The sequence below is a fragment of the Arthrobacter gallicola genome (assembly GCF_014836775.1).
Taxonomy (GTDB): Bacteria; Actinomycetota; Actinomycetes; order Actinomycetales; family Micrococcaceae; genus Arthrobacter_B; species Arthrobacter_B gallicola.
In genome coordinates this window covers 1-26,376 of record NZ_JACSQD010000006.1, presented here as the reverse complement: position 1 = coordinate 26,376, position 26,376 = coordinate 1, and the positions used below count along the sequence as shown (strand labels likewise).

The 26,376-nt window shown below is 65.9% G+C and carries 20 protein-coding genes; 14 read left to right on the top strand and 6 right to left on the bottom strand.

Going from position 1 to position 26,376, the window contains the following annotated elements:
- Positions 1-49: 49 nt before the first annotated feature.
- Both H9639_RS12730 and tmk read right to left on the bottom strand, forming a co-directional pair.
- Positions 50-1,192: a DNA polymerase III subunit delta' gene (locus H9639_RS12730; RefSeq protein WP_191808460.1), complete on the bottom strand. Its 1,143-nt coding sequence runs from the start codon at positions 1,190-1,192 to the stop codon at positions 50-52.
- Positions 1,189-1,824 (bottom strand): dTMP kinase, encoded by a 636-nt coding sequence (tmk, locus tag H9639_RS12725; protein ID WP_191808690.1) that lies wholly within the window; start codon positions 1,822-1,824, stop codon positions 1,189-1,191. The genes H9639_RS12730 and tmk overlap by 4 nt, the downstream gene beginning before the upstream one ends.
- Before the next feature lie 141 nt (positions 1,825-1,965).
- Here tmk and H9639_RS12720 point away from each other — a divergent pair, with 141 nt between their 5' ends.
- Positions 1,966-3,120 carry a trans-sulfuration enzyme family protein gene (locus tag H9639_RS12720; protein WP_191808459.1) on the top strand — a complete coding sequence of 385 codons (1,155 nt, stop codon included), beginning with the start codon at positions 1,966-1,968 and terminating at the stop codon, positions 3,118-3,120.
- 9 nt (positions 3,121-3,129) lie between these two features.
- On the top strand, positions 3,130-3,453 hold the full coding sequence (locus tag H9639_RS12715; protein WP_191808458.1) for a DUF2516 family protein: 324 nt from the start codon (positions 3,130-3,132) through the stop codon (positions 3,451-3,453).
- Positions 3,454-3,470: 17 nt separating this feature from the next.
- Here the strand turns inward: H9639_RS12715 and H9639_RS12710 are convergent, their stop codons facing one another.
- A complete protein-coding gene (locus H9639_RS12710) occupies positions 3,471-4,247 on the bottom strand; it encodes a class I SAM-dependent methyltransferase (RefSeq protein WP_225219604.1) in 777 nt (258 codons plus the stop codon).
- A gap of 151 nt (positions 4,248-4,398) precedes the next feature.
- On the opposite strand from H9639_RS12710, the gene H9639_RS12705 reads away from it, so the two are divergent.
- Complete coding sequence (locus H9639_RS12705) at positions 4,399-5,154, top strand: phosphoglyceromutase (RefSeq protein ID WP_191808456.1); 756 nt, start codon at positions 4,399-4,401, stop codon at positions 5,152-5,154.
- Positions 5,155-5,281: 127 nt separating this feature from the next.
- On the opposite strand, the gene phoU is transcribed toward H9639_RS12705, so the two are convergent.
- A complete protein-coding gene (phoU, locus tag H9639_RS12700; protein WP_191808455.1) occupies positions 5,282-5,944 on the bottom strand; it encodes a phosphate signaling complex protein PhoU in 663 nt (220 codons plus the stop codon).
- A 175-nt stretch (positions 5,945-6,119) separates the two neighbouring features.
- On the opposite strand from phoU, the gene H9639_RS12695 reads away from it, so the two are divergent.
- A complete protein-coding gene (locus tag H9639_RS12695) occupies positions 6,120-7,313 on the top strand; it encodes a sensor histidine kinase (RefSeq protein ID WP_318242084.1) in 1,194 nt (397 codons plus the stop codon).
- 4 nt (positions 7,314-7,317) lie between these two features.
- Positions 7,318-7,998, top strand: coding sequence for a response regulator transcription factor (locus H9639_RS12690; protein WP_191808453.1), 681 nt, complete (start codon positions 7,318-7,320; stop codon positions 7,996-7,998).
- A 125-nt stretch (positions 7,999-8,123) separates the two neighbouring features.
- On the opposite strand, the gene H9639_RS12685 is transcribed toward H9639_RS12690, so the two are convergent.
- Positions 8,124-8,699 carry a hypothetical protein gene (locus H9639_RS12685; RefSeq protein ID WP_191808452.1) on the bottom strand — a complete coding sequence of 192 codons (576 nt, stop codon included), beginning with the start codon at positions 8,697-8,699 and terminating at the stop codon, positions 8,124-8,126.
- 241 nt (positions 8,700-8,940) lie between these two features.
- Between H9639_RS12685 and H9639_RS12680 the strand changes: the two genes are divergently transcribed.
- The 6 genes from H9639_RS12680 (at position 8,941) to glgX (ending at position 15,485) form a co-directional block, all read left to right on the top strand.
- Positions 8,941-9,423, top strand: coding sequence for a CarD family transcriptional regulator (locus tag H9639_RS12680; protein ID WP_066300159.1), 483 nt, complete (start codon positions 8,941-8,943; stop codon positions 9,421-9,423).
- Between the two features lie 97 nt (positions 9,424-9,520).
- Positions 9,521-10,285 (top strand): 2-C-methyl-D-erythritol 4-phosphate cytidylyltransferase, encoded by a 765-nt coding sequence (gene ispD, locus H9639_RS12675; protein ID WP_191808451.1) that lies wholly within the window; start codon positions 9,521-9,523, stop codon positions 10,283-10,285.
- A gap of 3 nt (positions 10,286-10,288) precedes the next feature.
- On the top strand, positions 10,289-10,786 hold the full coding sequence (gene ispF, locus H9639_RS12670) for a 2-C-methyl-D-erythritol 2,4-cyclodiphosphate synthase (protein WP_191808450.1): 498 nt from the start codon (positions 10,289-10,291) through the stop codon (positions 10,784-10,786).
- Positions 10,787-10,829: 43 nt separating this feature from the next.
- Entirely contained in the window at positions 10,830-12,272 is a 1,443-nt protein-coding gene (gene cysS / locus H9639_RS12665; protein ID WP_191808449.1) for a cysteine--tRNA ligase, read from the top strand.
- A 98-nt stretch (positions 12,273-12,370) separates the two neighbouring features.
- Positions 12,371-13,357, top strand: coding sequence for a 23S rRNA (guanosine(2251)-2'-O)-methyltransferase RlmB (gene rlmB / locus H9639_RS12660; RefSeq protein ID WP_191808448.1), 987 nt, complete (start codon positions 12,371-12,373; stop codon positions 13,355-13,357).
- Between the two features lie 25 nt (positions 13,358-13,382).
- Positions 13,383-15,485: a glycogen debranching protein GlgX gene (gene glgX / locus H9639_RS12655; protein WP_191808447.1), complete on the top strand. Its 2,103-nt coding sequence runs from the start codon at positions 13,383-13,385 to the stop codon at positions 15,483-15,485.
- 64 nt (positions 15,486-15,549) lie between these two features.
- Here glgX and glgP read toward each other — a convergent pair whose 3' ends face one another.
- A complete protein-coding gene (glgP, locus tag H9639_RS12650) occupies positions 15,550-18,174 on the bottom strand; it encodes an alpha-glucan family phosphorylase (RefSeq protein ID WP_191808446.1) in 2,625 nt (874 codons plus the stop codon).
- Positions 18,175-18,373: 199 nt separating this feature from the next.
- Between glgP and H9639_RS12645 the strand changes: the two genes are divergently transcribed.
- The 3 genes from H9639_RS12645 to glgB are packed head-to-tail and all read left to right on the top strand — an operon-like array spanning position 18,374 to position 26,000.
- A complete protein-coding gene (locus H9639_RS12645; protein ID WP_318242083.1) occupies positions 18,374-20,425 on the top strand; it encodes an alpha-1,4-glucan--maltose-1-phosphate maltosyltransferase in 2,052 nt (683 codons plus the stop codon).
- Entirely contained in the window at positions 20,425-22,194 is a 1,770-nt protein-coding gene (gene treS / locus H9639_RS12640) for a maltose alpha-D-glucosyltransferase (protein ID WP_191808445.1), read from the top strand. Before H9639_RS12645 ends, treS begins: the two co-directional genes overlap by 1 nt.
- Entirely contained in the window at positions 22,191-26,000 is a 3,810-nt protein-coding gene (gene glgB, locus H9639_RS12635; RefSeq protein WP_191808444.1) for a 1,4-alpha-glucan branching protein GlgB, read from the top strand. The genes treS and glgB overlap by 4 nt, the downstream gene beginning before the upstream one ends.
- Positions 26,001-26,376 lie beyond the last annotated feature (376 nt).

Below are 26,376 nucleotides of genomic sequence, written 5' to 3'. Positions count from 1 at the left end.
GGTGCGGCTCCTGAGTCCATAGGGGTGCTGGCGCTGTGGCGGGGTGTCATCACAACAGGCTGACTGCCATCGCTTCGATGGCAAGCAGCGGGGCGACGTTGGTGGTGACCAGCCGGCGCCGGACGGCGTTGATCTCCTCCATCCGCGCCAGGGTTGCTTCCGCAGCGCTGCGGCCGGCAAACTCCTCAAGCTCGGAGCGGAGCGCCTCATTGACCAGGTCAGTCCCGGAATCCAGCTGAAGTACCAGGACGTCGCGGTAGAAGGACAGCAGGTCCGTCAGGGCCCGGTCGAAGTAATCATTCTTGGAACGTTTCGCCCGGCGCAGCTGGTCATCTTCCAGCCGCTTGACCTGGCTGCGCATCGAGGGCGGCAGGGTTCCCGTCTCCGGGGCGCCGAGCGACGCCAGCAGGGCGGCCTTCTCCTCGGCGTTCCGCTGTTCAAAGGAGCTGGCGGCCTCGGCCTCGGCCAGGGCCACCAGGTCCGCAGCCACCTTCATGGCACCCGATACGCTGCGCAGGGACAGCGGAAGACGCACGATCTTCTCCCGCCGGGCCCTGGCTCCCTCATCGGTGGCGAGGCGCTTGGCCACACCCACGTGGCTCTGCGCGGCCCGGGCCACCTCCACAGCCACGGTGGGGTCGACCCCGTCGCGGCGGACCAGGAGTTCAGCGACGTCGGCCACCGGCGGCAGCCGCAGGCCCACGGGACGGCACCGGGACCGGATGGTCACCAGCACATCCCCGGGGCTGGGCGCGCAGAGCAGCCAGATGGTCCGCGGCGGCGGTTCCTCGATCGCTTTGAGGAGCACATTGGTGCTGCGTTCCTGCATGCGGTCGGCGTCCTCAACGATCAGCACCCGCCAGCGTCCGGTGGAGGGTTTGTCCTGGGCCTTCTTCACCAGCTCGCGGGCCTCGTCGATGCTGATGGTGACCTTCTCGGTGGTCACCGAGGAGACATCGGCATGGGAACCGGCCAGGGCGGTGCGGCAGGCCCGGCAGTGTCCGCAACCGCGCTCGGAAGGGTCCTCAGCTTCACACAGCAGGGCAGCGGCAAAGGCCCTGGCAGCGTTGGACCGCCCGGAGCCGGGCGGTCCGGTGAACAGCCAGGCATGGGTGGGGCGTTCCTCGGCGGCCGCACGGCGCAGCTGGTCGACCACGGGAGCCTGCCCCTGGAGGTCATCCCAGACGCTCACGGAAGCAGCCCGCCGATCCGGGCCAGGATCTGCCCGGCCAGTACGGGCACCGGAAGTCCGGCATCGAGCACCAGATACCGTTCGGGGGATTCCCCGGCCAGCGTCAGGAACGCTTCCCGAATGCTGCCGTGGAATTCATCGGGCTCGGATTCAAGCCGGTCTTCGGCGGCAGCGGAGGCGGTGCGGCGGCTCCGGCCGGCCCCGGGGTCAACGTCCAGGAGGACCGTGAGGTCGGGAACCAGTCCCTCCGTAGCCCATTCATTGAGTCCGCGGACGGTGTCTGTGCCCAGCGCGCGTCCAGCGCCCTGGTAGGCAACAGAGGAATCGATGTAACGGTCGCAGACCACAACGTCGCCGCGCTCCAGGGCCGGAAGAATCACCTGCTGGACGTGCGCCGCGCGGGAGGCGGCAAAAATCAGGGCTTCGGTGCGGGGATCAATTTCCCCGTGGCCGTGCTCCAGGACGAGTCCCCGCAGTTTCTCGCCCACAGGGGTTCCGCCGGGCTCGCGGGTGCGGACCACCCGCCGGCCCGCCTGCTCCAGGGCTTCCGTGAGCAGTGAAGCCTGCGTCGACTTACCGGCGCCGTCGCCGCCTTCAAAGGCAATAAAGAGACCGGCGGAAGGTTTCGAAATACTCACCCGCATAGCCTACCCAGTCAGGCTGGGAACGCCGTGCCGGCAGGTGGAACCCGCGGGCAGGCGGCCCGGCGAAACATGACGGAGCATAGCGAAACGTTCGGCGGTGCGGCGCCCGGCGGGTCTAGGCTGAATGCCATGAGCACAGCCACCGAGCCGAAACGGCATGCCGCGAACCTGTCCGCCGAAACCCTCGTGGTGTCCGCCGGACGCCCGGAACGCCTCGCGGATTCGGCGGTCAATCCGCCGATCGTCCTCACCTCGACGTTCCTCGGAACCGGCGCGACCCGGGACGGCGACCGCGTCTACGGCAGGTACTCCAATCCCACGTGGGAACCGTTCGAGGAGGCTCTGGGAGCCTTGGAGAATGCTGAGCTTCCCGCGCTGGTCTACTCCTCCGGGCTGGCAGCGGTCATCGCCGCACTGTCCCTGATTCCCGCCGGCGGAACCCTGGTGATGCCCCGGCACAGCTATCAGGGCTCCCTTCTGCTGGCCGCTGAAGATGCCCAGAACGGGCGGATCAGTGTCCGCACGGTGGATATTGCGAACACCGCTGAGGTCATCGAGGCGCTGGACGGAGCGGCGATGCTCTGGCTCGAGAGCCCCACCAACCCCATGCTGGAAGTCGCCGATATTGAGGCGCTGAGCGCGGCTGCCCACGCTGCCGGAGCCATCGTGGTGGCAGACAACACCTTCTCGACGCCCCTCGTGACCCGGCCCCTGGACCTGGGTGCCGACGTCGTCGTCCATTCGGTGACCAAGTACCTTTCCGGCCATTCCGACGTCGTCCTCGGCGCAGCGGTTACCTCCGATCCGGAGCTGCGCGCCCAGCTGCTGACCTACCGTTCGCTGCACGGTGCCGTGGGCGGTCCGTTCGAGGTGTGGCTGGCCCTGCGCGGCCTGCGCACGCTGGCGCTGCGGGTGGAACGGTCCATGGCGACGGCGATGGACCTGGCCCGCCGGCTGCAGGAACATCCCCGGGTGGAAAACGTCCGTTACCCGGGGCTTCCCGGAGATCCGGGGCACGCCCGGGCAGCCACCCAAATGAACGGCTTCGGCTCGATCCTCTGCATTGAGGTGGCCGGCGGCGCTGCTGCGGCGGACGCCGTGACCGAAAAAGTGAACCTCTGGCTTCCGGCCACCTCGCTGGGCGGAGTTGAATCGCTGATCGAGCGGCGGAGGCGGCAGCCAGCAGAACCGGTATCTGTTCCGGAGAATCTGCTGCGGCTGTCCGTGGGAATCGAAAACGTTGAAGACCTCTGGAACGACCTTGAGCAGGCGCTGGCACGGTAGGCTGGCCGAGTGATACTAGTCTTCCAGCTGCAGAACCTGCTCTACCTGGTCCTGGGCCTCGTGGCCCTGGGAATCGAACTGTGGGCTTTCGCGGACTGCGCCCGGCGCAAGCCCGCGGATTTCGAGCGTGCCTACAAACGGACCAAGGGGTTCTGGATGGGCCTCACCGGCGGTGCCGCCGCGGTGGGTCTGCTCTCGGTGCTGCTGTTCGGCCCGCTGGCCCTGCTGCTCTTTGAGCTGGCTGCCGTGGTCGCGGCGTCGGTCTACCTGGCGGACGTCCGCCCGGCGCTGAACGAGTCCAAAGGCCGCGGCGGAGCCTACGGGTCCTGGTAGCGGCCCGGTAGCCGGCTCTACCTGCACCGGCCCAACGACGGTGCGACGGCGCTCCACGCCACGGTAATTTCGCCGAGCCGCCACCGGGACGGTCCGGTCAGCAGCGGCCAGCCCTGGCTGCGCAGTGTCCGGCACATGGCGATCCAGCGCTGCCGGGTGCCGTAGGAAGCCATCGGGGCCGCGTCCAGCCAGGCCTTGTCCATTGCCCGCAGGAAAACGTGAATCCGTTCCCCGGGAACATTGCGGTGGATCAGCGCCTTGGGCAGGCGCTCGGCGACGTCGGACGGCCGCTCAAAGGCCCCAAACCGCAGCGAAATGCTCAGCGAAACCGGACCTGAGGGATCAAGGACCACCCACGTGGAGCGCCGGCCAATCTCGTCGCAGGTGCCGTCAACAAAGATCCCCCCGGCCGCGAGCCGGCTGCGGACCATATCCCAGTGGGCAGCGTATTCGTCCTCACCGTACTGACGCAGCACGTTAAAGGCCCGCACCATGACCGGACGCCGTCCGTCGACAGGCAGTTCAAATCCGCCCTGGCGGAAACTCAGGCCGGAGCGCTCGAGCGGTTTGGCAGCCAGGACCCGGTCCGGATCGATCTCGATCCCGACCACACTCACGTCCCGCCGCACACTGCCCATCCGGTGGTGCAGTTCCACCGCGGTCGTCGGGGCGGCCCCGTAGCCAAGGTCGATCACCAGCGGGTCAGCCGCCCGGCGCAGGCGCCACGCTTCCGGGCCGGACAGCCAGCGGTCCACCCTGCGCAGCCGGTTGGGGTTTGTAGTGCCCCGGGTCATGTTTCCAACGGGCTTCACGGGATTTTGCACCAAACAATGTTACTGGCCGGGAAGGTATGGTCCTGACCGGGCGAACAGGTACCGCCCATCGCCCGGTGTTGGTTACGCTGCCGCCCTGCCCGCCGCCAGTGCACTCGGATACGATGCTTTTATGACCTACAAAGTGATCCTTCTGCGCCACGGGCAGAGTGAATGGAATGAAAAGAACCTCTTCACCGGCTGGGTGGATGTAGACCTCACGGACCTGGGCCGGGCCGAAGCGCTCCGCGGCGGAGAGCTGCTGGTGGAGAACAACATCCTGCCGGACGTTCTCTACACCTCCAGGCTGCAGCGGGCCATCAACACGGCCAACATCGCACTGGGAGCGGCAGACCGCATCTGGATCGACGTCAAGCGCAGCTGGCGCCTGAACGAGCGGCACTACGGCGCCCTTCAGGGGAAGGACAAGGCCCAGACCCTGGCCGAATACGGCGAAGAGCAGTTTATGCTCTGGCGCCGCTCCTACGACACCCCGCCGCCGCCCCTGCCGGACGACAGCGACTTCTCCCAGGCCCACGACCCGCGCTACGCGGACCTCAGCGCGGATGAGCTGCCGCGCACCGAGTGCCTCAAGGATGTCCTGGAACGCTTCCTGCCGTACTGGGAAAACGAGATCACCAAGGACATCCGGGCCGGCAAAACCGTTCTGATCGCCGCGCACGGCAACTCGCTGCGCGCCCTGGTCAAGCACCTCGATGGAATTTCCGACGCCGACATCGCCGCCGTGAACATCCCCACCGGTATCCCGCTGGTGTATGAACTCGACGAAAACCTGAAGCCGGTCAAGGCCGGCGGCACCTACCTCGACCCGGAGGCCGCAGCTGCGTCCATTCAGGCCGTGGCGAATCAGGGCAAGCAGAAGAAGTAACCTGTTCCGCGCAGAAAGGCGCCCCTCCCGCACGGGGAGGGGCGCCTTTTCAGTCTGCGCGCCGGCTGGGCCTGGGCAGAGTCAGCTGATCAGTTCGGAGTCGGCTGGCCGGTCCGGAGTCAGTTGATCAGAGCGGGCTCTCAGAAATGGGCTGCCAGTCACCGGTCACGAGGTAGTTGACCTTGCGGGTCACTGACACGCCGTGGTCCGCGAACCGTTCAAAGTAGCGGCTGGCCAGGGTCAGATCCACGGTAGTGACAGCGGAGTTGTTCCACTCCGGTGAGGCCACGGCCTTGAACACACTCACGTGGAGTTCGTTGATGCGTGTGTTGTGCGCGTAGATGTCCTTGCTGAGTTCCAGGTTGCGGGTCTCCAGGAGCTCGGTCAGGAGTTCAGAGATCGCGATGTCCAGACGTGCCATTTCCTTGAAGGTCTCAACCATGGAGTCGGGGACCACGTTGGCCGGGTAGCGCAGGCGGGTCAGCTGGGCGATGTGGCGGGCAAGGTCGCCCATGCGTTCGAGCGATGCGCTCATCCGGAGGGACCCGACGATCATCCGCAGGTCGCTGGCCACGGGCCCCTGCAGCGCCAGGATATCGATGGCACGCTCGTCAAGGTCGTTCTGCAGGAAGTCAATGCGTGCATCAGCGGCGATCACGTCCTGGGCGAGCTCGGTATCTGCGGTCTCGAACGCCAGAGTGGCCTTTTTCATCGCCTCGGTAACGAGCTGGGAAATCTGGGTCAGCTCCTCTCCGATTTGGTGAAGCTCGGCTTGAAAAACCTTGCGCACTGATGCGTCCTTTCGATGAACATTTATACAGCCGGCCGCCAGCCGGTACGGCTCCGTCAATGGTGCCAGTAACCGGTGAACGAACGGCGCCCTTGAAGTGAACGTTAGTTTAACGCTTGGGTGAATGCCACCGGAGGGCAGTTCGGTGCCGCTGCGTCCGCCTAAGCTAGGAACTGTGAATCCTGTACTGCTGGGCCTGCTGTCAGGCATCCTCGGCTTGGCCGTTGGCGTCTTCGGCGTTGTCGCCTATATGTCCAGCCAGCGGCACCGCCGCGAATTGGCGGAAGTGGATGAGCCGGCGCTGTCCGAGGGCGCGGCCGAGATCCTTGGTGTCCTGGGCCGGGCGTACATCGTTGTGGACGGTATCGACGGCGTGGTCCGCGCCAGCCCCGGCGCCTACGCCTTCGGCCTGGTCCGCGGGCACACCCTGATGCAGGACGAGGTACTGGCGCTGACCGCCCGCGTCCGCCGGGATGGGGTGATCGAGGACCAGTTTGTTGAACTGCACCGGGGTGCGCTGAACCAAACCAGCCTGATCCTCCAGCTGCGGGTGGCGCCGATCGCCGAGGAGTACATTCTGATCCTCGCTGACGACCGCACCGAGGCCACCCGTACCGAAGAGATGCGGAACGACTTTGTTGCCAACGTCTCGCATGAACTGAAGACGCCGGTCGGTGCCATCTCCCTGCTGGCAGAGGCAATCGACGGCGCTGCAGCGGATGAGGAAGCGGTGAGGCGCTTTGCCAAGCGGATGAACAAGGAAGCCGTCCGGCTTGCCGCACTAGTGCAGGACATTATCGAACTTTCCCGGCTGCAGGGCGCGGACATGGTTGACCATGCCGAGCCCGTGGACATCAATGAGCTGGTCTCCCATGCCGTGGAGGCCAACCGGCTTCCGGCGGAGAACCGGAACATCACGCTGGTGGTCGGCGGCACGGCCGAGAACCCCGTCTTCGCTGACGGACCCATGCTCACCACAGCCTTCCGCAACCTGATCGACAACGCGATCCGTTATTCGCCGGAGGGCAGCCAAGTGGGCGTCGGGATCCGGTCCCGGGACGGCCTGGCCCAGATAACGGTCACCGACCGTGGCCCCGGAATTCCGGCCGAGGACCAGGAACGGGTCTTTGAGCGCTTCTACCGCCTCGACTCCGCACGCTCCCGCAACACCGGGGGCAACGGCCTGGGTCTGAGCATCGTGAAGCATGTTGTCTCCAACCACGGCGGAGAAGTCAGCCTGTGGTCCCAGCCCGGCCAGGGATCAACCTTTACCGTGCGGCTGCCGGAGATGGACACCGCCGAACTGGATGAACAGGCGGAACTGCCGCCGCGAACCCCTGGCGCGCCTGCGCCGGCCAACAAGGAGTAAACGCTTGAGCAGGATCCTGATTGTGGAGGACGAAGAGTCCTTCAGCGACCCGCTGTCCTACCTGCTCGAACGGGAGGGGTTCGACGTCGCCGTCGTGGACAACGGTGCGGACGCCGTTGTGGAGTTTGACCGCTCCGGAGCCGACCTGGTGCTGCTGGACCTGATGCTGCCGGGCCTGCCCGGGACAGAAGTGTGCAGGCAGCTGCGTCAGCGCTCGGACGTGCCGATTATTATGCTGACCGCCCGCGACGCCGAGATCGACAAGGTGGTGGGCCTGGAATTGGGGGCGGACGACTACGTCACGAAGCCGTACTCCTCCCGCGAGCTCCTGGCCCGGGTCCGGGCCGTGCTGCGGCGCCGCAGCGACGCCGGTGACTTCAACGCCGCGGCTGTGCAGGCCGGACCGGTCCGCATGGATGTCGAGCGGCACGTGGTCAGCGTCGACGGCCAGGCTGTGTCCATGCCGCTGAAGGAGTTCGAGCTGCTGGAAATGCTGCTGCGGAACTCCGGCCGGGTAATGACCCGCGGTCAGCTGATCGAGCGGGTCTGGGGCGCCGATTATGTAGGAGACACAAAGACTCTCGATGTGCACGTCAAACGCCTGCGCGCGAAGCTCGAACCTGATCCTTCGGCGCCCCGGCACCTGGTGACCGTCCGCGGGCTCGGCTACAAGTTCGAGGCATAAGGGGCGGCAGCGGCGGACGTGTGCTGAGACGAAAGGTGCCTTAAACAACTGCGAGGCCCTGTCCGGAAGATCGGACAGGGCCTCGCAGAGTTGTGACGTGGTGGCGCTGTGACGTGGTGGCTCCGTTACGGAGCGGCCGTGCCGGTGGGCTCGGCGGTGGAAGCCCCGGTGGGCTCTCCGGCGGCGGGCGCGGTTGCTTCCTCAGTGGCTTCGCTGGAGGGGGTAGCCTCCGGCGTCGGCAGGTAGTCCTTGTAGTAGGGGACCTGGCCGTCCACAACCGGAATGTTCAGGGTGGCGGACTCCGAAGCGGCAGTGGCTTCGGCGCGGATACCGGTGCCGGGAACAACGTTGACGGACTCGACGAGAGCCTGGGGTTCATCGTCATAGACCACCTTGCCGCCGGCCGGGATGTTCCAGGAGAGGTCCGTTCCGCCGATCGACAGTTCAAAGGTGATGGGCTCGGTGGAAGCGTTGGCCGCGGTGCCCAGCAGGCGGCCGGGCTCGCCGTCGCCGTCGCTGACCACAACGATGTTGCGCAGCTGCAGCTCGCCGATGTCCTGGACGATGCCGTCGGACGGGGAGTACTCCATGGTGGTTGCCTGATCGTTCACGGCACTGCAGCCGGTGGCGCCCAGCAGCGACAGCGCGATAACACCGGCGGCGGCAGCGGTCCGCGTCCGGTTCTTGGGTGTGAATCTCACAGCACAAACTCCTGAAGTGTGGCGGTCGGGGGACCGGGGGAACGTTTGTTTCATAGCCTATCGGCATTCCCTGAAAAACATGGATTTAGAGACTTCGGGGGCCTGCGGAAACTACTCAGGCCGGCACCGGTGCGAGGCCGAATACTACTCAGTTTTGGGGCCCGTGCCGCTGACCTGCGCAAACTCTTCTCGGCGTGTCGCTTGCATGCTAAACTAGGGTTCGGGAAAGGGGAAAGTCCACATGGTTTTTGAGGTTGGCGAAACAGTTGTTTACCCTCACCACGGTGCCGCGAAGATCGAAGAGATCAAGATGCGGACCATCAAGGGCGAAGAGAAGATGTATCTCAAGCTCAAGGTGGCACAGGGTGATCTGACCATTGAAGTACCGGCTGAAAACGTTGACCTCGTTGGGGTGCGCGACGTCGTGGGCAAGGAAGGCCTCGAGCATGTCTTCGATGTCCTCCGCGCCGAACTGACTGAAGAGCCCACTAACTGGTCCCGCCGTTACAAGGCAAATCTGGAGAAGCTCGCCTCGGGCGACGTCGTCAAGGTTGCAGAGGTCGTCCGCGACCTGTGGCGCCGTGACCACGACCGCGGCCTTTCCGCAGGCGAGAAGCGCATGCTTGCGAAGGCCCGCCAGATTCTCATTTCGGAGCTTGCCCTGGCCGAAAAGACTGACGAAGACCAGGCTGCGGCTGTACTGGACGAGGTCCTGGCCAGCTAAGCACCCGGTAGACGGTTGCCGCTCCCATCGGGGCGGCAATCGTGCTTTAACGGGCCCCGCGGAGCCTAGTGGCCCTGCAGGCCACTAGGCTTGGGCTGTGTCTGAATCCATTCCCGGCCCCCACCGCGTGGGCGTCATCCTGGTCGCCGGCGGTTCCGGTCAGCGCCTCGGCTACGGTATGCCCAAGGCGCAGGTTCCCCTCGCCGGCGAGATGCTCCTGGCGCATGCCCTCCGGGGAGTGGACGCCTCCGGCGTCGCGTCCCACATCAGCGTGGCGGTGCCTGCTGCTGACGTGGCCCTGAGAGCGCTGTGCACCGCCATGCGCCTGGGCTGCCCCATTACTGTTGTTGACGGCGGTGCCACCCGGTCCGACTCCGTCCGGGCGGCCCTGAACTCACTTCCGGGGGATCTGCATGCCGTCCTGGTGCACGACGCAGCGCGGGCCCTGGCGCCGGCGCAGGTGTTTCACCGGGTCGTCTCCGCTCTGGCAGCGGGTGCGGAGGCCGTGATCCCGGCGGTTCCGGTAGTGGACACGGTCAAGTCGGTGGAGCCCACCGGCGGCAGCGAGGCAGCACTGGCGCCCTTCCGCGTGACCGGAACTCCGGACCGCTCCTCGCTTCGGGCGGTGCAGACACCCCAGGGCTTTGAGGCCGGGCTGCTGCGCCGGGCGCATGCCGAGGCCGCCGAGTTTGACGAAAAACGGGCGGCAGCGATCACCGACGACGCAATGCTTGCCGAAAGTCTGGGAGCCACCGTGCATGTGGTGGAGGGATCCGACATGTCACTGAAAATCACCACGCCGCTGGACCTGCTGCTCGCTGAAGCTGTCCTGTCCAACGGCACCAGCATGCAGGAGGACTAAGCCATGGGATCCGTTTCCCTTCCGCGCACGGGCATCGGGACAGATGTCCATGCCTTCGCCCCCGAGGATGCACCCCGGCCCCTGTGGGTTGCCGGCCTGCACTGGGAGAATGAGCGGGGCCTGGCCGGGCATTCGGACGGCGACGTGGTGGCGCATGCAGCCGCTGACGCGCTCTTCTCCGCGGCGGGTATCGGGGATCTCGGCTCCCATTTCGGCACCGACCGGCCCGAGTATGCCGGTGCCGCCGGTACCGTTCTCCTCGCCGAAGCTGCCCGGCTGGTGCGTGCGGCAGGGTTTCGGATCGGCAATGTTTCGGTGCAGCTGATTGGCAACCGCCCCAAATTCAGTCCCCGCCGCGGTGAAGCGGAAGCGGTGCTCAGTGAGGCCGCGGGCGCGCCGGTGAGCGTTTCGGCCACCACCACCGACGGGCTTGGCTTCACTGGACGCGGCGAAGGCCTCGCTGCGGTGGCCACCGCCGTCGTCGCCGTGGACCAGCCGTAACGAACCTGCCGGCCGGGGGAGCGGCAGGCGGTAGCCTAGAGCAGTGAGCCTGAGATTCTATGACACAGCAACCGCGCAGGTCCGGGACTTCGAACCGCTGGTACCGGGGCAAGTCAGCCTGTACTACTGCGGTGCCACCGTGCAGGGACTGCCGCACGTGGGCCATATCCGTTCCGCGATTGCCTTCGACCAGCTCACCCGCTGGCTCCAGGCCCGCGGCTTCCGGGTCACGACCGTCCGCAACGTCACCGACATCGACGACAAAATCCTGGCCAAAGCCGCCGCATCCGTCGGCGCCGAACCCGCCGAAGGGGTCATCCCCGACGAGCCCTGGTGGGCCCTGGCCTACCGGTACGAGCAGGAGTTCTCCCGCGCCTACGACACGCTGGGTGTGCAGCGGCCCACGTACGAACCCCGTGCCACCGGCCACATCCCGGAAATGCATGCGCTGATCCAGCGGCTGATCGACGCAGGCCATGCCTACCCCGCGCTGGACGATTCCGGCGACGTGTACTTCGACGTCCGCTCGTGGCCCGCCTACGGATCACTGACCCGGCAGAACATCGACGACATGCAGGCAGCGCCCGACGCCGATCCGCGCGGCAAGCGCGATCCGCGGGACTTTGCGCTGTGGAAGGGCCACAAGGACACCGACCCGGACACCGCCGCCTGGGACAGCCCCTGGGGTCGCGGCCGGCCCGGCTGGCACCTGGAATGCTCGGCGATGGTCACCAAATACCTCGGCCCGCGGTTCGACATCCACGGCGGCGGCCTGGATCTGCGCTTCCCGCACCACGAAAACGAAATGGCGCAGTCCCAGGCAGCCGGAGACGGATTCGCCAACTTCTGGATGCACAACGGCATGGTCACCTTCGAAGGCGAGAAGATGTCCAAGTCGATCGGCAACACCATCAGCCCGGAACAGATGCTCGCTGAAGCCTCTCCGCGCGTGGTGCGCTACTACCTGGGCCAGGCCCACTACCGGTCCGTCCTGGACTACAGGCCGACGTCGCTGCAGGAAGCAGCAGCCGCCGTGGAGCGCATTGACGGCTTCATCGCCAAGGCCGAAGCCAAGCTCGGCGACACCGCGCCCGGCTCTCCGGCAGACCTGCCCGAGGCTTTCGGCGCAGCGATGGACGATGACCTGAATGTTCCGCAGGCCCTGGCCGTGCTGCACGAAACCGTGCGCTCCGGCAATACGGCGCTGGCGGCGTCGGACCTTGAAACTGTCCGCACCGCACTGGCCCAGGTTCGCGCGATGACCGGGGTCCTTGGCCTGGATGCCGTCCAGACCGGTTCCACGGCGGCCGGGCCCGAGCACCACGCGCTGGACAGCCTGATCCAGGACCGGCTGCGGGAACGCAGCGAGGCCCGCAGCGCCAAGGACTGGGCCCGTGCCGATGCCATCCGGGATGCGCTGGCCGCGGCCGGAGTAGTGGTTGAGGACACGCCCGACGGCGCACTCTGGTCCCTGGACGCCGGCTAGAAACCGGTTCCGGGCCACCGGCATCGGGCATGGAACGCGGCCGGGGGACAGGCTGCGTAAACTAGAAGTAGTGCTTTCCTCTACTTAAGGTGTAACCCATGGCCAATAACGGACGACCCGGCGCAATGCGCAAAGCCAAAAAGGGCCCCAGCCAGGGCACCGGAGGCCTCGGCCGCAAGGCCCTTGAAGGCAAGGGCCCCACCCCCAAGGCCGAGGACCGCCCCTATCACAAGGCCTACAAGAACAAACAGCTCTCCGAGCGCTCCGCCGCCAAGCACGGCGGGCAGCGCGGCGGCGGCCGGAACGCTCCGGCCCGGGGCAAGGTAGCCGAAGAAGTTGTCACCGGACGCAACTCCGTCGTTGAGGCACTGCGCGCCGGTATTCCGGCCAAGGCCCTGCACGTCGCCGTGCGGATCGATATGGACGACCGGGTCCGGGAATCCCTCAAAATGGCTACCGAGCGCGGGCTGCCGGTGATGGAAACACACAAGCCCGAGCTGGACCGGATGACCAACGAGGCCGTCCACCAGGGCCTGGTCCTGCAGATCCCGCCGTACGAATACGCCGACCCGACGGACCTTGCCGAGGAGACCCTCGCCGCCTGGAAGAAGGGCCATATCCGCAACGCGCCGCTGTTCGTGGCGCTGGATGGCATCACCGACCCGCGGAACCTCGGCGCGATCATCCGCTCCGCCTCCGCCTTCAGCGCCCACGGCGTGATCGTTCCGGAGCGCCGCTCGGTGGGCGTCACCGCCGCCGCCTGGAAAACCAGTGCCGGCGCAGCTGTCCGGGTACCGGTGGCACGGGCCAGCAACCTTAACAACACGCTGAAGACCTTCAAGAAGATGGGGATCTTCGTCCTGGGCCTCGACGGCGACGGGGATGTGTCGCTGCCGAACCTGGCCCTGGCGAAGGAACCGGTCTGCATCGTGGTTGGCTCCGAAGGCAAGGGGCTGTCCCGGCTGGTCCGGGAAAACTGCGACCAGATTGTGTCCATCCCCATCGACTCCGCCATGGAATCCCTGAACGCTTCCATGGCAGTGGGCATCACACTCTACGAAGTGTCGCGGCAGCGCTCCGCCTGAGCCGCGGGGAGCACCGGGAGGCACCATGGCAAACGTCGTCACGTCGGGCAGACTGACCCCGTCTGAACGGATCTCCCGGGCCTTTCCACTGGGCGTGCACCGCAGTGTCGCAGGCGTCCCGGACGTACCGGAAGCCGTCAACGTCTCGGTGTACGCCCCCGGCCTGGACGCGGTGGATATCTGGTTCCAGGCGTCGCCGGAGCGCTGGACCAACGTCCTGCTTCAGCGGCGTTCTGCCGGCATCCACCACGGCCGGGTGGACGGATTTGCGCCCGGGGTCCGTTACGGGTTCTGGCAGCACGGAGTCCCGCTGCCCGCGCAGCCTGGCCTGTCCCAGCTCCTGCTGGACCCTTACGGCCGGGGAATCCAGACGGTCTACGGCGATGCCGGGCAGCCGCTTTACTTCTCCGTGGCCACCGAGCAGGCCTTCGACTGGGGCAGAGATCAGCACCCGCACCTGCCTTGGCGGGACACCGTGGTTTATGAAGCCCATGTCCGTGGAATGACCATGCTCCATCCCGATGTTCCGGAGGAGCTGCGCGGAACCTACGCCGGGATGGGACATCCGGCGGTCATCGAGTACCTGCTGGACCTCGGTATCACCGCGGTGGAGCTGCTTCCCGTGCATTTCCACATCGATGAACCGCATCTGCAGGACCTCGGACTGAGTAACTACTGGGGGTACAACACCCTCGGTTTCTTCAGCCCGCATACCGGCTACGCCACCGCCGGAGCGCAGGCCGCGGGACCTCAGGCCGTGCAGGACGAAGTCAAGGCCATGGTCAAGGCGCTGCACCAGGCAGGCATCGAGGTGATCCTCGACGTCGTCTACAACCACACAGCGGAAGGCGCCCAGGATGAGCCGGCCCTGTGCTGGCGTGGACTGGGGGACGCGGTGTACTACCGGCACACCGCAGACGGCCGCTATCTCGACACCACCGGCTGCGGAAATACCCTGGACTTCAGCGAGCCGCGGGTGATCCAAATGGCGCTCGACTCCCTGCGGTACTGGGTCAGCGAGTTCCACGTGGACGGCTTCCGGTTCGATCTGGCACCGACGCTGGCCCGCGACGCAGAGAACCGCTATGAGCGGCGGCATCCGCTGCTGGTCGCCCTGGCCGCCGATCCCCTGATGCAGGGCATCAAACTGATCGCTGAGCCGTGGGACCTGGGGCCTGATGGATGGCAGACCGGGAACTTTCCACCGGGCTGGGCGGACTGGAACGACCATTTCCGGGATACCGTCCGGGACTTCTGGCTCGTGGACCAGGCTGCCCTGGCCGCGGGCGAGCCGGCGGGGTCCCTGGCCCGGCTCGGTGGTGCGCTGGCCGGTTCCGCGGAACTCTTCGCCCGCTCCGACCGCACGCCCCTGTCTTCCATCAATCTGGTGACGGCCCACGACGGGTTCACCATGGCGGACCTCACCATGTACAACCACAAGCACAACGAGGCCAACGGTGAAGACAACCGGGACGGCTCCGACCACAACCGCAGCTGGAACCACGATTTGGAAGGCCCCGATCCCGATCTCGCCGCGAGGCGGGCGCAGACGGCACGGAACCTGATGGCAACCCTGCTGTTCTCGGTCGGGGTGCCCATGATCACCGCCGGCGACGAGATCGGCCGGACCCAGCACGGGAACAACAATTCCTACTGCCAGGACAACCGGATCAGCTGGCTGTCCTGGGACCTCGACGGCGAGGCACAGCGCATGCTGGAAACGACCCGGCGGCTGCTGAGGATCCGGCGCGGGTTCCTGGCCCTTCAGCCCTATGCTTTTCCCGCGGACTCCCGCGACGCGTTCCTGCTGTGGTTCAGTGCCACGGGCGAACCCATGACGGAGGGCGAGTGGCACGATCCCGGCTGCCGGGTACTGCAGCTGCTGCTCGGCTCGGTCAACGGCGAACGCGCAGCCCTCGTGGTCATCAACGGCCAGGCCGAGGCAGCGGACGTAGTGCTGCCGGGGCGGGACACCCTGCACGCAACCGGAGTCGACAGCGGCGGGAGCCGGCTGTACGAGCTGCTGGCGACCACCGCCGATCCGGACGGCCGCCGTACCGGTGCGCGGCTGGCCGGGGGCGAGACGGAGCGGGTCGCGGCGGACTCGATCAGCGTCTACCAGGCCTAGCCGGCGGGCCGGGTCTCCTTAACCGGTGCCGCGCAGCCGGTGCTGCGTACAGTTTCAGAGACTGTTAGGCGTTCACCACCAGTCCGAGCTCGGCCTTCGAGGCCAGGCCTGGATGATCCGGCAGCACCCGCGCCGTGTAACCGAACGGTCCCGCCTGTTCAATCCGGATGCTGCCGGCGTACAGATACCGGCCGGAGCTGAGGTCTTCACTGACGGAGAGGTCCTGGAACTGGTAGTCGCTGAGCCGGTCCGTTTCCGAGACCTTCCCGTAGGCAACTTCCACCACCACGTCGGAGGGTTTCAGCGACCCCAGATTCACGTAGGCCTGGATGTTGAGACTGTCGCCGATCTGCGGTGCATCACTGATTCCGATTGAATCCACGTGTTCAACGGAGACCCCGGCCCAGCCGTCGCGGACCTTCTGAATCCAGGCCGCAAGCTCCCTGGCCGCCTGGTACTGATTAGCGGCGGCAGCTCTGCCGGACTGGCAGGCAGGCATGTAGAGCCGGTTGACGTAGTCGCGCAGCATCCGCGAGGCGGAAACCTCCGGGCCCAGTTCGGCCAGCGTGTGCTTGACCATTTCCAGCCACTGCCGCGGCAGCGAATCCGCCGGAGCTTCGGAAGGTCCGGCCGCGCCCGCGGCACCGGGCAGCTCCGCGCCGTAAAAGAGCGGGGTGACGGTGTTCTCCAGCAGGTCATACAGGGCAGCGGCCTCGATGTCGTCCCGCTGGTCAGCGGTGTGCACCTCCCTGGTCTGCGTGCCTTCCCGGGGATTCGCCGACGGGATCGCCCAGCCGTTGGCGCCGTCGTACATTTCGTCCCACCAGCCGTCCATGATGGACACGTTCAGCCCGCCATTGATCGCTGACTTCATACCCGAGGTTCCGGAGGCCTCCAGCGGCCGGATGGGGTTGTTCAGCCAGACGTCGCATCCGGGGAAGAGGGTGCGGGCCATCGCGATGTCGTAGTTGGGCAGGAAAACAATGCGGTGCCGGACCTCCGGATCATCGGTGAACTGCACCAGATCCTGGATCATGCGCTTGCCCATCTCATCCGCGGGATGGGATTTGCCCGCCACGATCACCTGGACCGGACGGGTCGGATGCAGGAGCAGTGCCTTGAGCCGGGCAGGGTCGCGCAGCATCAGGGTCAGGCGCTTGTAGGTGGGCACCCGGCGGGCAAAGCCGATGGTCAGGATGTCCGGGTCCAGCACGTCGTCGGTCCATCCGAGCTGGGCATCGGAAGCGCCGCGCTTGAGCCACGCGGCGCGCACCCGGTGCCGGACGTCCGCGATCAGGTTGCTGCGCATCCTGCGCCGGAGGTCCCAAAGGGCCTCGTCAGTGACTTCGTAGGCGCGGGACCACTCCCGGTCGTGGACAGCTGCGTCGCCCAGCTGCTGCTTGGCGAGGGCGGTGACTTCTGGATCGACCCAGGTGGGTACGTGCACCCCGTTGGTGACGGAGGTGATCGGCACCTCGGAGACATCAAAGCCCGGCCAGAGACCGGAGAACATTTCCCGGGACACCTGCCCGTGGAGTTTGGCGACGCCGTTGGCGCGCTGGGCCAGGCGGAGCCCCATCACGGCCATGTTGAACATATTCGGGTCCCCGCCCTCGTAATCCTCCGTTCCAAGGGCAATGACCTTGTTGGTGGGGACGGACTGTGCCAGTCCGGCGCTGAGGAAGTGGCGCACCACGGAGGCGTCAAAGCGGTCGATGCCGGCCGGGACCGGCGTGTGGGTAGTGAATATGGTTGAGGCCCGGGCCGTAGTCAGGGCCTCCTCCCAGTTCATTCCGGTGTCCATCAGCTCGCGGATGCGCTCCACTCCGAGGAAGCCCGCGTGGCCCTCGTTGGTGTGGAACACCTCCGGTGCCGGGGCGCCGGTCAGCCGCTCAAAGACGCGCAGCGCCTTCACACCGCCCATACCCAGCAGCAGTTCCTGCTGCAGGCGGTGGTCGCCCCCGCCGCCGTAAAGCCTGTCGGTGATGCCGCGTGCGGCGTCGTCGTTGCCCCGGACGTCAGCGTCCAGCAGGAGCAGCGGCACCCGGCCGACGTCGGCCCGCCAGATCTGCGCCATCAGGTGCCTGCCGTTGGGCAGAGGCAGGCTGATGCGTGCCGGGGTTCCGTCTTCTTCGCGCAGCAGCGTCAGGGGCAGCCCGTTGGGGTCCAGGACCGGGTAGGTCTCCTGCTGCCAGCCGTCCCGGGAGAGGGACTGCTTGAAGTAGCCCGCCTGATAGAGCAGGCCAACACCCACCAGCGGAACACCGAGGTCAGAGGCGGATTTGAGATGGTCACCGGCCAGGATGCCCAACCCGCCGGAATACTGGGGGAGGACCGCGCTGATGCCGTATTCCGGGGAGAAGTACGCAATGAGCCGGGGCGCGTCCTCCCCAAGCGACTGATACCACCGCGGAGCGGTGAGGTAGTGCTCGAGGTTCTCGTCGAGTTCGCGGATTCGCTCCACCAGAGCTGTGTCGGAGGAAATGCGCTCCAGGGTCTGCCGGCTGACCGAGCCGAGGGCCCGGATCGGGTCGTGCCCGCTGGCATCCCAGATCTCCGGGTCCAGATCCTGGAAGAGCTGCCGGGTGGGCTCGTGCCAGCTCCAGCGCAGGTTGCCGGCCAATCTGGCCAGCGGCGCTATCGTCTCGGGGAGGACAGTACGGACGGTAAACCTTCGGATTGCCTTCACCCCCGTTAGGCTAGCGCAGATGGTGCCGCGGGTGCCGTAAATCACAAAAATGCGGCAAAAAGCACTACGGAATTCACCTGGCTGGGCGGACCCGCCGCTCACCTGCGGGAACATTTGCCGCGGTGCCCTGACCAGCGACAATGCAGCAAAAGGTACGTGCCCTTAGCAATCTGCTCAGATTGTCGCTAACGTCTAGTCTGTGACCACTTCCAGCGCGTTGTCATCCGATGTCCAGCCCGCCACGGAACTCCGGTTTGGCCGGATTCCGATCGTAAACGTGTCCCCGGTGATCGAGTGCGGCCGATTTGCGGCGAAAGCCGTCCCCGGGGAGGACCTCGTGATCGGAGCCACCGTCTTCCGCGAGGGCCATGACCTTGTGGGGGTTACGGCTGTGCTCTACGACCCCTCCGGGCAGGAGGTCCAGCGCCACCGCATGCAGCCGGTGGGACAGGGGCTGGACCGGTGGAGGGGGCTGCTGCGGCCCGAAGCCCCGGGAGACCACACCTTCGCCGTCGAGGGGTGGGCCGATCTTTACGGAACGTGGCACCACAATGCCGAGGTGAAAATTGCGGCGGGAGTCGACGTCGAACTGATGCTCGCCGAAGGGGCTGCGCTGTTCAACGCCGCGGCGCAGGGCAGAAGTGAAGCCGACGCGGAACTCCTCCGCAGCACCGCCCGGCTGATGGGGGACACCGCCGTGGATCCGCAGCAGCGTCTGGCGGCTGCCGGCCGGAGTGAACTGACCGGGATGCTGGAACGCGATCCGATCCGGGACCTAGTGACGTCCTCCCCGAGGTTCCCGGTCAGGGTGGAACGCGACCGTGCCGGGCGCGGCGCCTGGTACGAGTTTTTCCCCCGGTCAGAGGGCGCGGTTTTTGACCCGGCAACAGCCTCCTGGACCTCCGGGACCTTCCGGTCCGCGGCCCGCAGCCTGGACCGCGTCGCGGCCATGGGGTTCGACGTCATTTACCTGCCTCCGATCCACCCGATCGGCACCACGCACCGGAAGGGCCCGAACAACACCCTCGTGGCCGGCCCGCAGGACCCCGGTTCACCCTGGGCCATCGGCGCGGCGGAGGGAGGCCACGACGCCATCCACCCGGATCTGGGCACGTTCGAGGACTTCGACCACTTTGTCGAAGCCGCCGCCGGACTGGGGCTCGACGTCGCAATTGACCTGGCGCTGCAGGCCTCACCGGACCATCCCTGGGTCACCGAGCACCCCGAATGGTTCACCACGCGGGTCGACGGAACGATCGCATATGCGGAGAACCCGCCGAAGAAGTACCAGGACATTTACCCGCTGAACTTCGACAACGACTACGAGGGGCTTTCCCAGGAGATCCTGCGGATCGTGCTGATGTGGATCAGCCACGGGGTGAAGATCTTCCGGGTCGACAACCCTCATACCAAACCACTGCGTTTCTGGGAGTGGCTGATCGGCACAGTGAACCGTCAGCATCCCGACGTCGTTTTCCTGGCCGAGGCATTCACCCGCCCGCCCATGATGCACGCGCTTGGCATGGCCGGATTCCAGCAGTCCTACACCTACTTCACCTGGCGGAACACCCGGGCCGAGCTCGAGGAGTACTTCACCGAGGTCTCGCAGGAAACGGCTGCTTTCTTCCGGCCGAACTTCTTTGTGAACACCCCGGACATCCTGACCGAATTTCTGCAGTACGGCGGCCCGCCCGCCTTCAAGATCCGGGCTGTGCTGGCCTCGACGGCCAGCCCGCTGTGGGGTATGTACGCCGGGTTTGAACTGTACGAACACGTCGCCCGACCCGGCGCGGAAGAGTACCTGGACAATGAAAAGTTCGAGTACAAACAGCGGGACTTCGCCGCTGCCGAGGCTGCGGACAGGAGCCTGGCCCCCTACATCACCAGGCTTAACCAGATCCGCCGGGCGCATCCGGCCCTGGGGGATCTGCAGAACCTGAGCATCCACTCGAGCACCGATGAGGCAACGGTGGTTTACTCCAAGCACAAACAGGTGCGGCTATCCGATCCGAGCAGTAAGGACACACTCATCATCGTCGTGAACACCGATCCGCACAGCGCGCGGGAATGCACAGTATCCCTGGACCTCGCTGCCCTGGAGCTGGACCCGCAGGACTTCAACGAGGACGGAACATTCTGGGTTGATGACCTGATCAGCGGTGCCAGCTGGCGGTGGGGCCAGCACAACTACGTGCGCCTGGACGCCCACTACGAACCTGCGCACATTCTCGCCGTACGGAGGGGACGCTAGTGGTCAACCCGTTCCAGCTGCATGCCCCCGGTCTCACCAACGATCCGAACTGGTACCGCAAAGCTGTCTTCTACGAGGTCCTGGTGCGCGGCTTCCGCGACTCCAACGGAGACGGCAGCGGAGACTTCACCGGCCTGATTGACCAGCTCGACTACCTCCAGTGGCTGGGGATCGACTGCCTCTGGCTGCCGCCGTTCTTCAAGTCGCCGCTGCGCGACGGCGGGTATGACATCTCCGACTACTACGACGTGTTGAACGAATTCGGCACGATCAGCGACTTCAAGCGCCTGGTGTCGGAGGCACACGCGCGCGGCCTGCGCGTCATCATCGACCTGCCGCTGAACCACACCTCGGACAAGCACCCGTGGTTCGAGGAGTCGCGGAATGATCCGGACGGCCCGTACGGGGACTTCTACGTCTGGTCAGACACCGATCAGAAGTATGAGGACGCGCGCATCATCTTCGTGGACACCGAGGAGTCCAACTGGGCCTTCGACCCGGTCCGGCGCCAGTTCTTCTGGCACCGCTTTTTCAGCCACCAGCCGGACCTGAACTTTGAGAATCCCAAGGTTGTCGAGGCGGTGTTCGACGTCGTCCGGTTCTGGCTGGACCAGGGGATCGACGGGTTCCGCGCGGATGCCATTCCCTATCTGTTCGAGGAAGACGGCACTAACTGCGAGAACCTTCCCGCCACGCACCGGTTCCTGAAGGACCTGCGCACCATGGTGGACGAGAACTATCCCGGCCGGGTGATCGTGGCCGAGGCGAACCAGATGCCGCATGAGGTGGTGGAGTACTTCGGGGACGAAACCGGCCCCGAGTGCCACATGTGCTTCCACTTCCCGATCATGCCCCGGCTGTTCTACGCGCTGCGTGACCAGAAGGCAGCGCCGATCGTGCAGACCATGGAAGAGACCCCGGAGATCCCGCAGGGCGGACAATGGGGCACGTTCCTGCGCAACCACGATGAGCTGACGCTGGAAATGGTCACCAACGAAGAGCGCCAGGCCATGCTGGGCTGGTATGCGCCGGATTCCCGGATGCAGGCCAACATCGGCATCCGGCGCCGGCTCGCGCCGCTGCTGGACAACTCGCGCTCGGAGATCGAACTGATCCACGCCCTGCTGCTGTCCCTGCCGGGCAGTCCGTTCCTCTATTACGGGGACGAGATCGGTATGGGAGACAACATCTGGCTGGAAGACCGCGACGCCTCCCGTACTCCCATGCAGTGGAACCCGGACCGCAACGCCGGGTTCTCCACGGCCGACCCGGGCAAGGTCTACCTGCCGGTGGTCCAGTCCTTGGTCTACCACTACAACCACGTGAACGTGGAAGCGCAGCTGGCCAGTTCCAGTTCGCTGCTGCACTGGATGCGGCAGATGATCATGGTCCGGAAAACCCATCCATCTTTCGGCATGGGTTCCTACCGCAACGTGCCGACCGACAGCGAAGCTGTCCTGGCGTTCCTGCGTGAACTGCCGGAGGACAATCCGGAAGGCGAGGTGGGGGAGACCATGTTCTGTATCTTCAATCTCTCCCAGCACCCGGTGGCCGCAACGGTGAGCCTGCCGGAATTCGCGAACCGCGGGCTGCGGGATGCGTTCGGCGGAACCCCCTTCCCGGCGTTCGGGGAGGACGGGTCGCTCACGCTGACGCTGGGCAGCCATGACTTCTTCTGGCTGCGGCTGCGCTCGCCGAAGTCCAACACCAGTTCACCGCAGACCGAAGCAATTCCGTTGATACTCGCCCCGGAGGCCACGTCGAGATGAGCGATTCCCTTCCGTCCCTACCCGATCTTCTGACTGCCTGGCTGCCCCGGCAACGATGGTTTCCGGCCAAGGGACGGGAGGTTGCGCTCAAACGGGTAGGCGGCATCCAGCTCGAGGATCCCGACGGCGCCGTCGAACTCCAGGTGCACTTCGTCGCCGTCGAATCCGAGCACCGGGTGGACGTGATCAGTGTGCCTGTCACCACCCGTTCGGTGCCCGATCCGGAGCTGGAAGCGGCGCTGATGGGGTCCGAGGAACTCCCGGACGAAAGCCAGGTATGGCTTTACGACGGTACTGCGGACCCGGTGTTCGTGACCGCCTGGCTGGAGACGATGCGCTCGCAGGCCAATTCGATTGACGGCAGGACCCACGGGTACGCCTTGGGCGGGTTTGCGGACTGGGATGCGTTCCTGGAACCGCTGACCATCCAGGTGCTGAAGGGTGAACAGTCCAACACCTCGGTGATTGCCATGACCCCGGACGTGCCCGTGATTGTGAAGTTCTACCGGGTCCTGGCCTCCGGCGACAGCCCGGATGTCCTGGTCAGCGCCAAACTGACTGCCGGCGGGTCCCAGGATGTGCCGGCGACACTGGGTTGGCTCACCGGCAGCTGGGAAGCCGCCGGCGGGCCGGGAACAGATGCCTGGGTCAGCGGCGACGTCAGCGTCCTGCGTGAATTCGTTCCAAACAGCGAAGACGCCTGGCGCACTGCCTCATCTGCCGCCGTCGCCGGCCGGGACTTCACCGCAGAAGCCGAAGAACTGGGCGCCGTGACCGGCAGGATCCACTCACAGCTGGAGGCGGCTTTCGGAGCCAGGCAGGCGCTGCCTGCGGAACGCGACGAGTTTATTGCCTCCCTGATCCGCCGGATCCGGTGGGAATGGGACGAAGCCCGGAGCTATGTTGGTCCCTTCGATGACGCGCTCGAGCAGCTCCTGGATACCGTCGCTGACCTGCCGGCGCTGCCGAACCTGCAGCGCATTCACGCCGATTACCACCTCGGCCAGGTGCTGCATTCGGCGGCCCGCGGCTGGACCGTGCTGGATTTTGAAGGTGAGCCGCTGCGCCCGGCCGCGGAACGCAGCGTTCCCGACGTTGCCCTGCGCGACGTCGTCGGCATGCTCCGCTCCATCGACTATGCCGCGGCCGTAGCGGTCATCGGAACCGCCGGTGCCAGTCCCGAGCAGGCGCAGGACCTCGACGCGCGGCGGACCCAGTCCGAACGATGGGCGCAGGGTGCCGCCGACGCGTTTTTGCGCGGCTACGAAAAGGAAACCGGAACCCAGGTTGACCGCGCGGATCCGCTGTTCCGCGCCCTGTGGCTGGACAAAGCCCTGTACGAAGTTGTGTACGAGATCCGCAACCGCCCCGCCTGGATAGAGGTGCCGGCCGCTGCGGCCCGTGAGGTGCTGGAAGAGCTCCAGTCACAGCAGAATCCGACGAATGCTCAGGAAGAGAGCCCCGTGAACGAAGTGCCCGAGCCCACCCCCGTACAGCCCGACGACGCCGGAGCGGTGCCGCCGGCAGGGCAGCCGGCAGGACAGGGGGCCGGCGCGCCCGGCGACGCCGGCGCCGGGCCGGCGGGGAAAACGGCCGGTGAAACGGCTGATGAAACGGCTGCAAAGGACCCGCTGCCCGTTCCGGAGCACGTCCTGGCCGCGGTTTCCCACGGCACGTATTACCAGCCGCACGCCGTGCTGGGTGCCCATCTGGACGACCACGGCACCGTGACCATCCGGACCCTGCGGCCGCTGGCCCGCGAAGTGAGCGCGGTGACCCCGGAAGGGCGGGTGCCTCTCCGGCATGAGTACAACGGCATTTGGGCCGGGACACTGCCGGCACCTGCGCCGGGACAGGTCCCGGATTACCGGCTTGAAGTTGCCTACGAGGGACTTCCCGCAACCACCGTGGATGATCCGTACCGGTTCCTGCCGAGCCTGGGCGAAATCGACCTGCACCTGATCGGGGAAGGCCGGCACGAGAAGCTGTGGACCGTGCTCGGTGCCAACCCGCACCACTACCAGTCCGTCCTGGGCGAGGTGGACGGGGTCAGTTTCGCCGTGTGGGCACCGAACGCGCAGGCCGTCCGGGTGGAAGGTGACTTCAACGGATGGGACGGACGGATCCACGCCATGCGGTCCCTGGGCAGCTCCGGGGTCTGGGAAATCTTCATTCCGGACGTTGAGCCCGGCGCACGCTACAAATTTGAGATCCTCGGACAGGACGGGGTGTGGCGGGAAAAGGCCGATCCACTGGCCAAGGGCACGGAAGCCCCGCCGCTGACCGGTTCACGGGTGGTTGAATCCACGTACCGGTTCGGGGATCAGGAGTGGATGCAGGCCCGTGCCGAGCGGGACCCGCACAATTCACCGATGAGTGTGTACGAGGTGCATCTGGGTTCATGGCGGCTGGGCCTGGACTACCGGGAGCTGGCGAAACAGCTGGCTGAGTACGTCACCTGGCAGGGGTTTACCCATGTCGAGTTTATGCCGGTGGCGGAGCACCCCTTCGGCGGATCCTGGGGCTACCAGATCACCAGCTATTTCGCCCCGACTTCCCGCTTCGGGCACCCGGATGACTTCCGCTACCTGGTCGATACCCTGCATCAGGCCGGAATCGGCGTTCTTCTGGACTGGGTACCCGGCCACTTCCCCAAGGACTCCTGGGCGCTCGCAAACTTCGACGGCCAGCCCCTGTACGAGCACCCGGATCCGATGCGCGGCGAGCAGCCGGACTGGGGAACCCTGATCTTTGACTACGGGCGCCGTGAAGTGCGCAACTTCCTCGTGGCCAACGCGATCTACTGGCTGGAGGAGTTCCACATCGACGGTCTGCGCGTGGACGCCGTGGCCTCCATGTTGTACCTGGACTATTCCCGGCCGGAGGGCCAGTGGCGGCCCAACGCCTTTGGCGGGCGGGAAAACCTGGAGGCAATTTCGTTCCTCCAGGAGGTCAACGCCACGGCCTACCGTCGTGTGCCCGGCATCGTGATGATCGCCGAGGAGTCCACGGCGTTCCCCGGCGTCACCTCTCCAACCAGCACCGGCGGGCTCGGTTTCGGCCTGAAATGGAACATGGGCTGGATGAACGACACCCTCGAGTACATGTCCGAGGACCCGATCAACCGGATGTACCACCACGCCAAGCTCACGTTTTCGCTGGTGTACGCCTTCACCGAGAACTTCCTGCTGCCCATCAGCCATGACGAAGTTGTGCATGGAAAGGGATCTCTGCTGCGCAAGATGCCGGGGGACCGGTGGCAGCAGCTGGCCAATGTGCGCGCCTATCTGGCCTTCCAGTGGGCGCACCCCGGCAAGCAGCTCCTGTTTATGGGAACAGAATTCGGCCAGGAAGCGGAGTGGTCGGAACAGTACGGCCTGGACTGGTATCTCGCCGAGACTCCCCAGCACCGCGGTGTGCAGCTGCTGGTGCGGGAACTGAACGGTATCTACCGGCAGACCCCCGCACTCTATGACCGGGACAACGAACCGGCCGGGTTCCAGTGGATCAATGAGAACGACGGCGCCCGCAACGTCCTGTCCTTCATCCGGTGGGACCACCAGGGCAATCCACTGGTGTGCATCGCCAACTTCGCGGGCGCACCCCACGAGCAGTTCAGGGTCGGTCTGCCCTGGGCCGGAGAGTGGGAGGAACGGCTGAACACAGATGCCGCTGAGTACGGCGGATCCGGGGTAGGCAACCTGGGAGCCGTAACGGCGCGGGAAGGTGCTTTCGAAGGCCAGCCGGCGTCCGCCGAGCTTCGGCTCCCGCCGCTCGGCGTGCTCTACCTGACCCCCAAGCAGTAGGGACCGGGATGCTGGTCTGCAGGGAAGGGGCAGGGCCCCGCTTCCTGCGGACCGGTCAGGGCTGTCCCGGCCGGTTGAGACGGATGGTTCTGACGGGTGGTTTTGACGGGTGGTTTTGACGCCGCCAAAACGGTGCTATAGTTGATATCCGCGCAGAACGAGAGATCGGGAAGCGCGCCGCAGGCCAGAAACGCCGGTTTGACACCGACGGGCCAGCGGTACTAAGATAGAAAAGTTGCTCCGGAGCGACGGAGAGCAAAGATTCCACGGAATATCAGCTCTCCCGGTGCCGGAAGTACCTGTTGTTTGAGAACTCAATAGTGTGCCAAGTTTATTGATACCAATTATTTTGATTGGTTGAATTGGCTGTCCCGCC

Excerpts from the sequence above, each read along its gene's own strand:
- glgB (WP_191808444.1), top strand. The coding sequence starts at position 22,191 with ATGAGCGATTCCCTTCCGTCCCTACCCGATCTTCTGACTGCCTGGCTG.
- glgX (WP_191808447.1), top strand. The coding sequence starts at position 13,383 with ATGGCAAACGTCGTCACGTCGGGCAGACTGACCCCGTCTGAACGGATC.
- rlmB (WP_191808448.1), top strand. The coding sequence starts at position 12,371 with ATGGCCAATAACGGACGACCCGGCGCAATGCGCAAAGCCAAAAAGGGC.
- ispF (WP_191808450.1), top strand. The coding sequence starts at position 10,289 with ATGGGATCCGTTTCCCTTCCGCGCACGGGCATCGGGACAGATGTCCAT.
- H9639_RS12720 (WP_191808459.1), top strand. The coding sequence starts at position 1,966 with ATGAGCACAGCCACCGAGCCGAAACGGCATGCCGCGAACCTGTCCGCC.
- H9639_RS12680 (WP_066300159.1), top strand. The coding sequence starts at position 8,941 with ATGGTTTTTGAGGTTGGCGAAACAGTTGTTTACCCTCACCACGGTGCC.
- H9639_RS12710 (WP_225219604.1), bottom strand. The coding sequence starts at position 4,247 with ATGACCCGGGGCACTACAAACCCCAACCGGCTGCGCAGGGTGGACCGC.
- H9639_RS12705 (WP_191808456.1), top strand. The coding sequence starts at position 4,399 with ATGACCTACAAAGTGATCCTTCTGCGCCACGGGCAGAGTGAATGGAAT.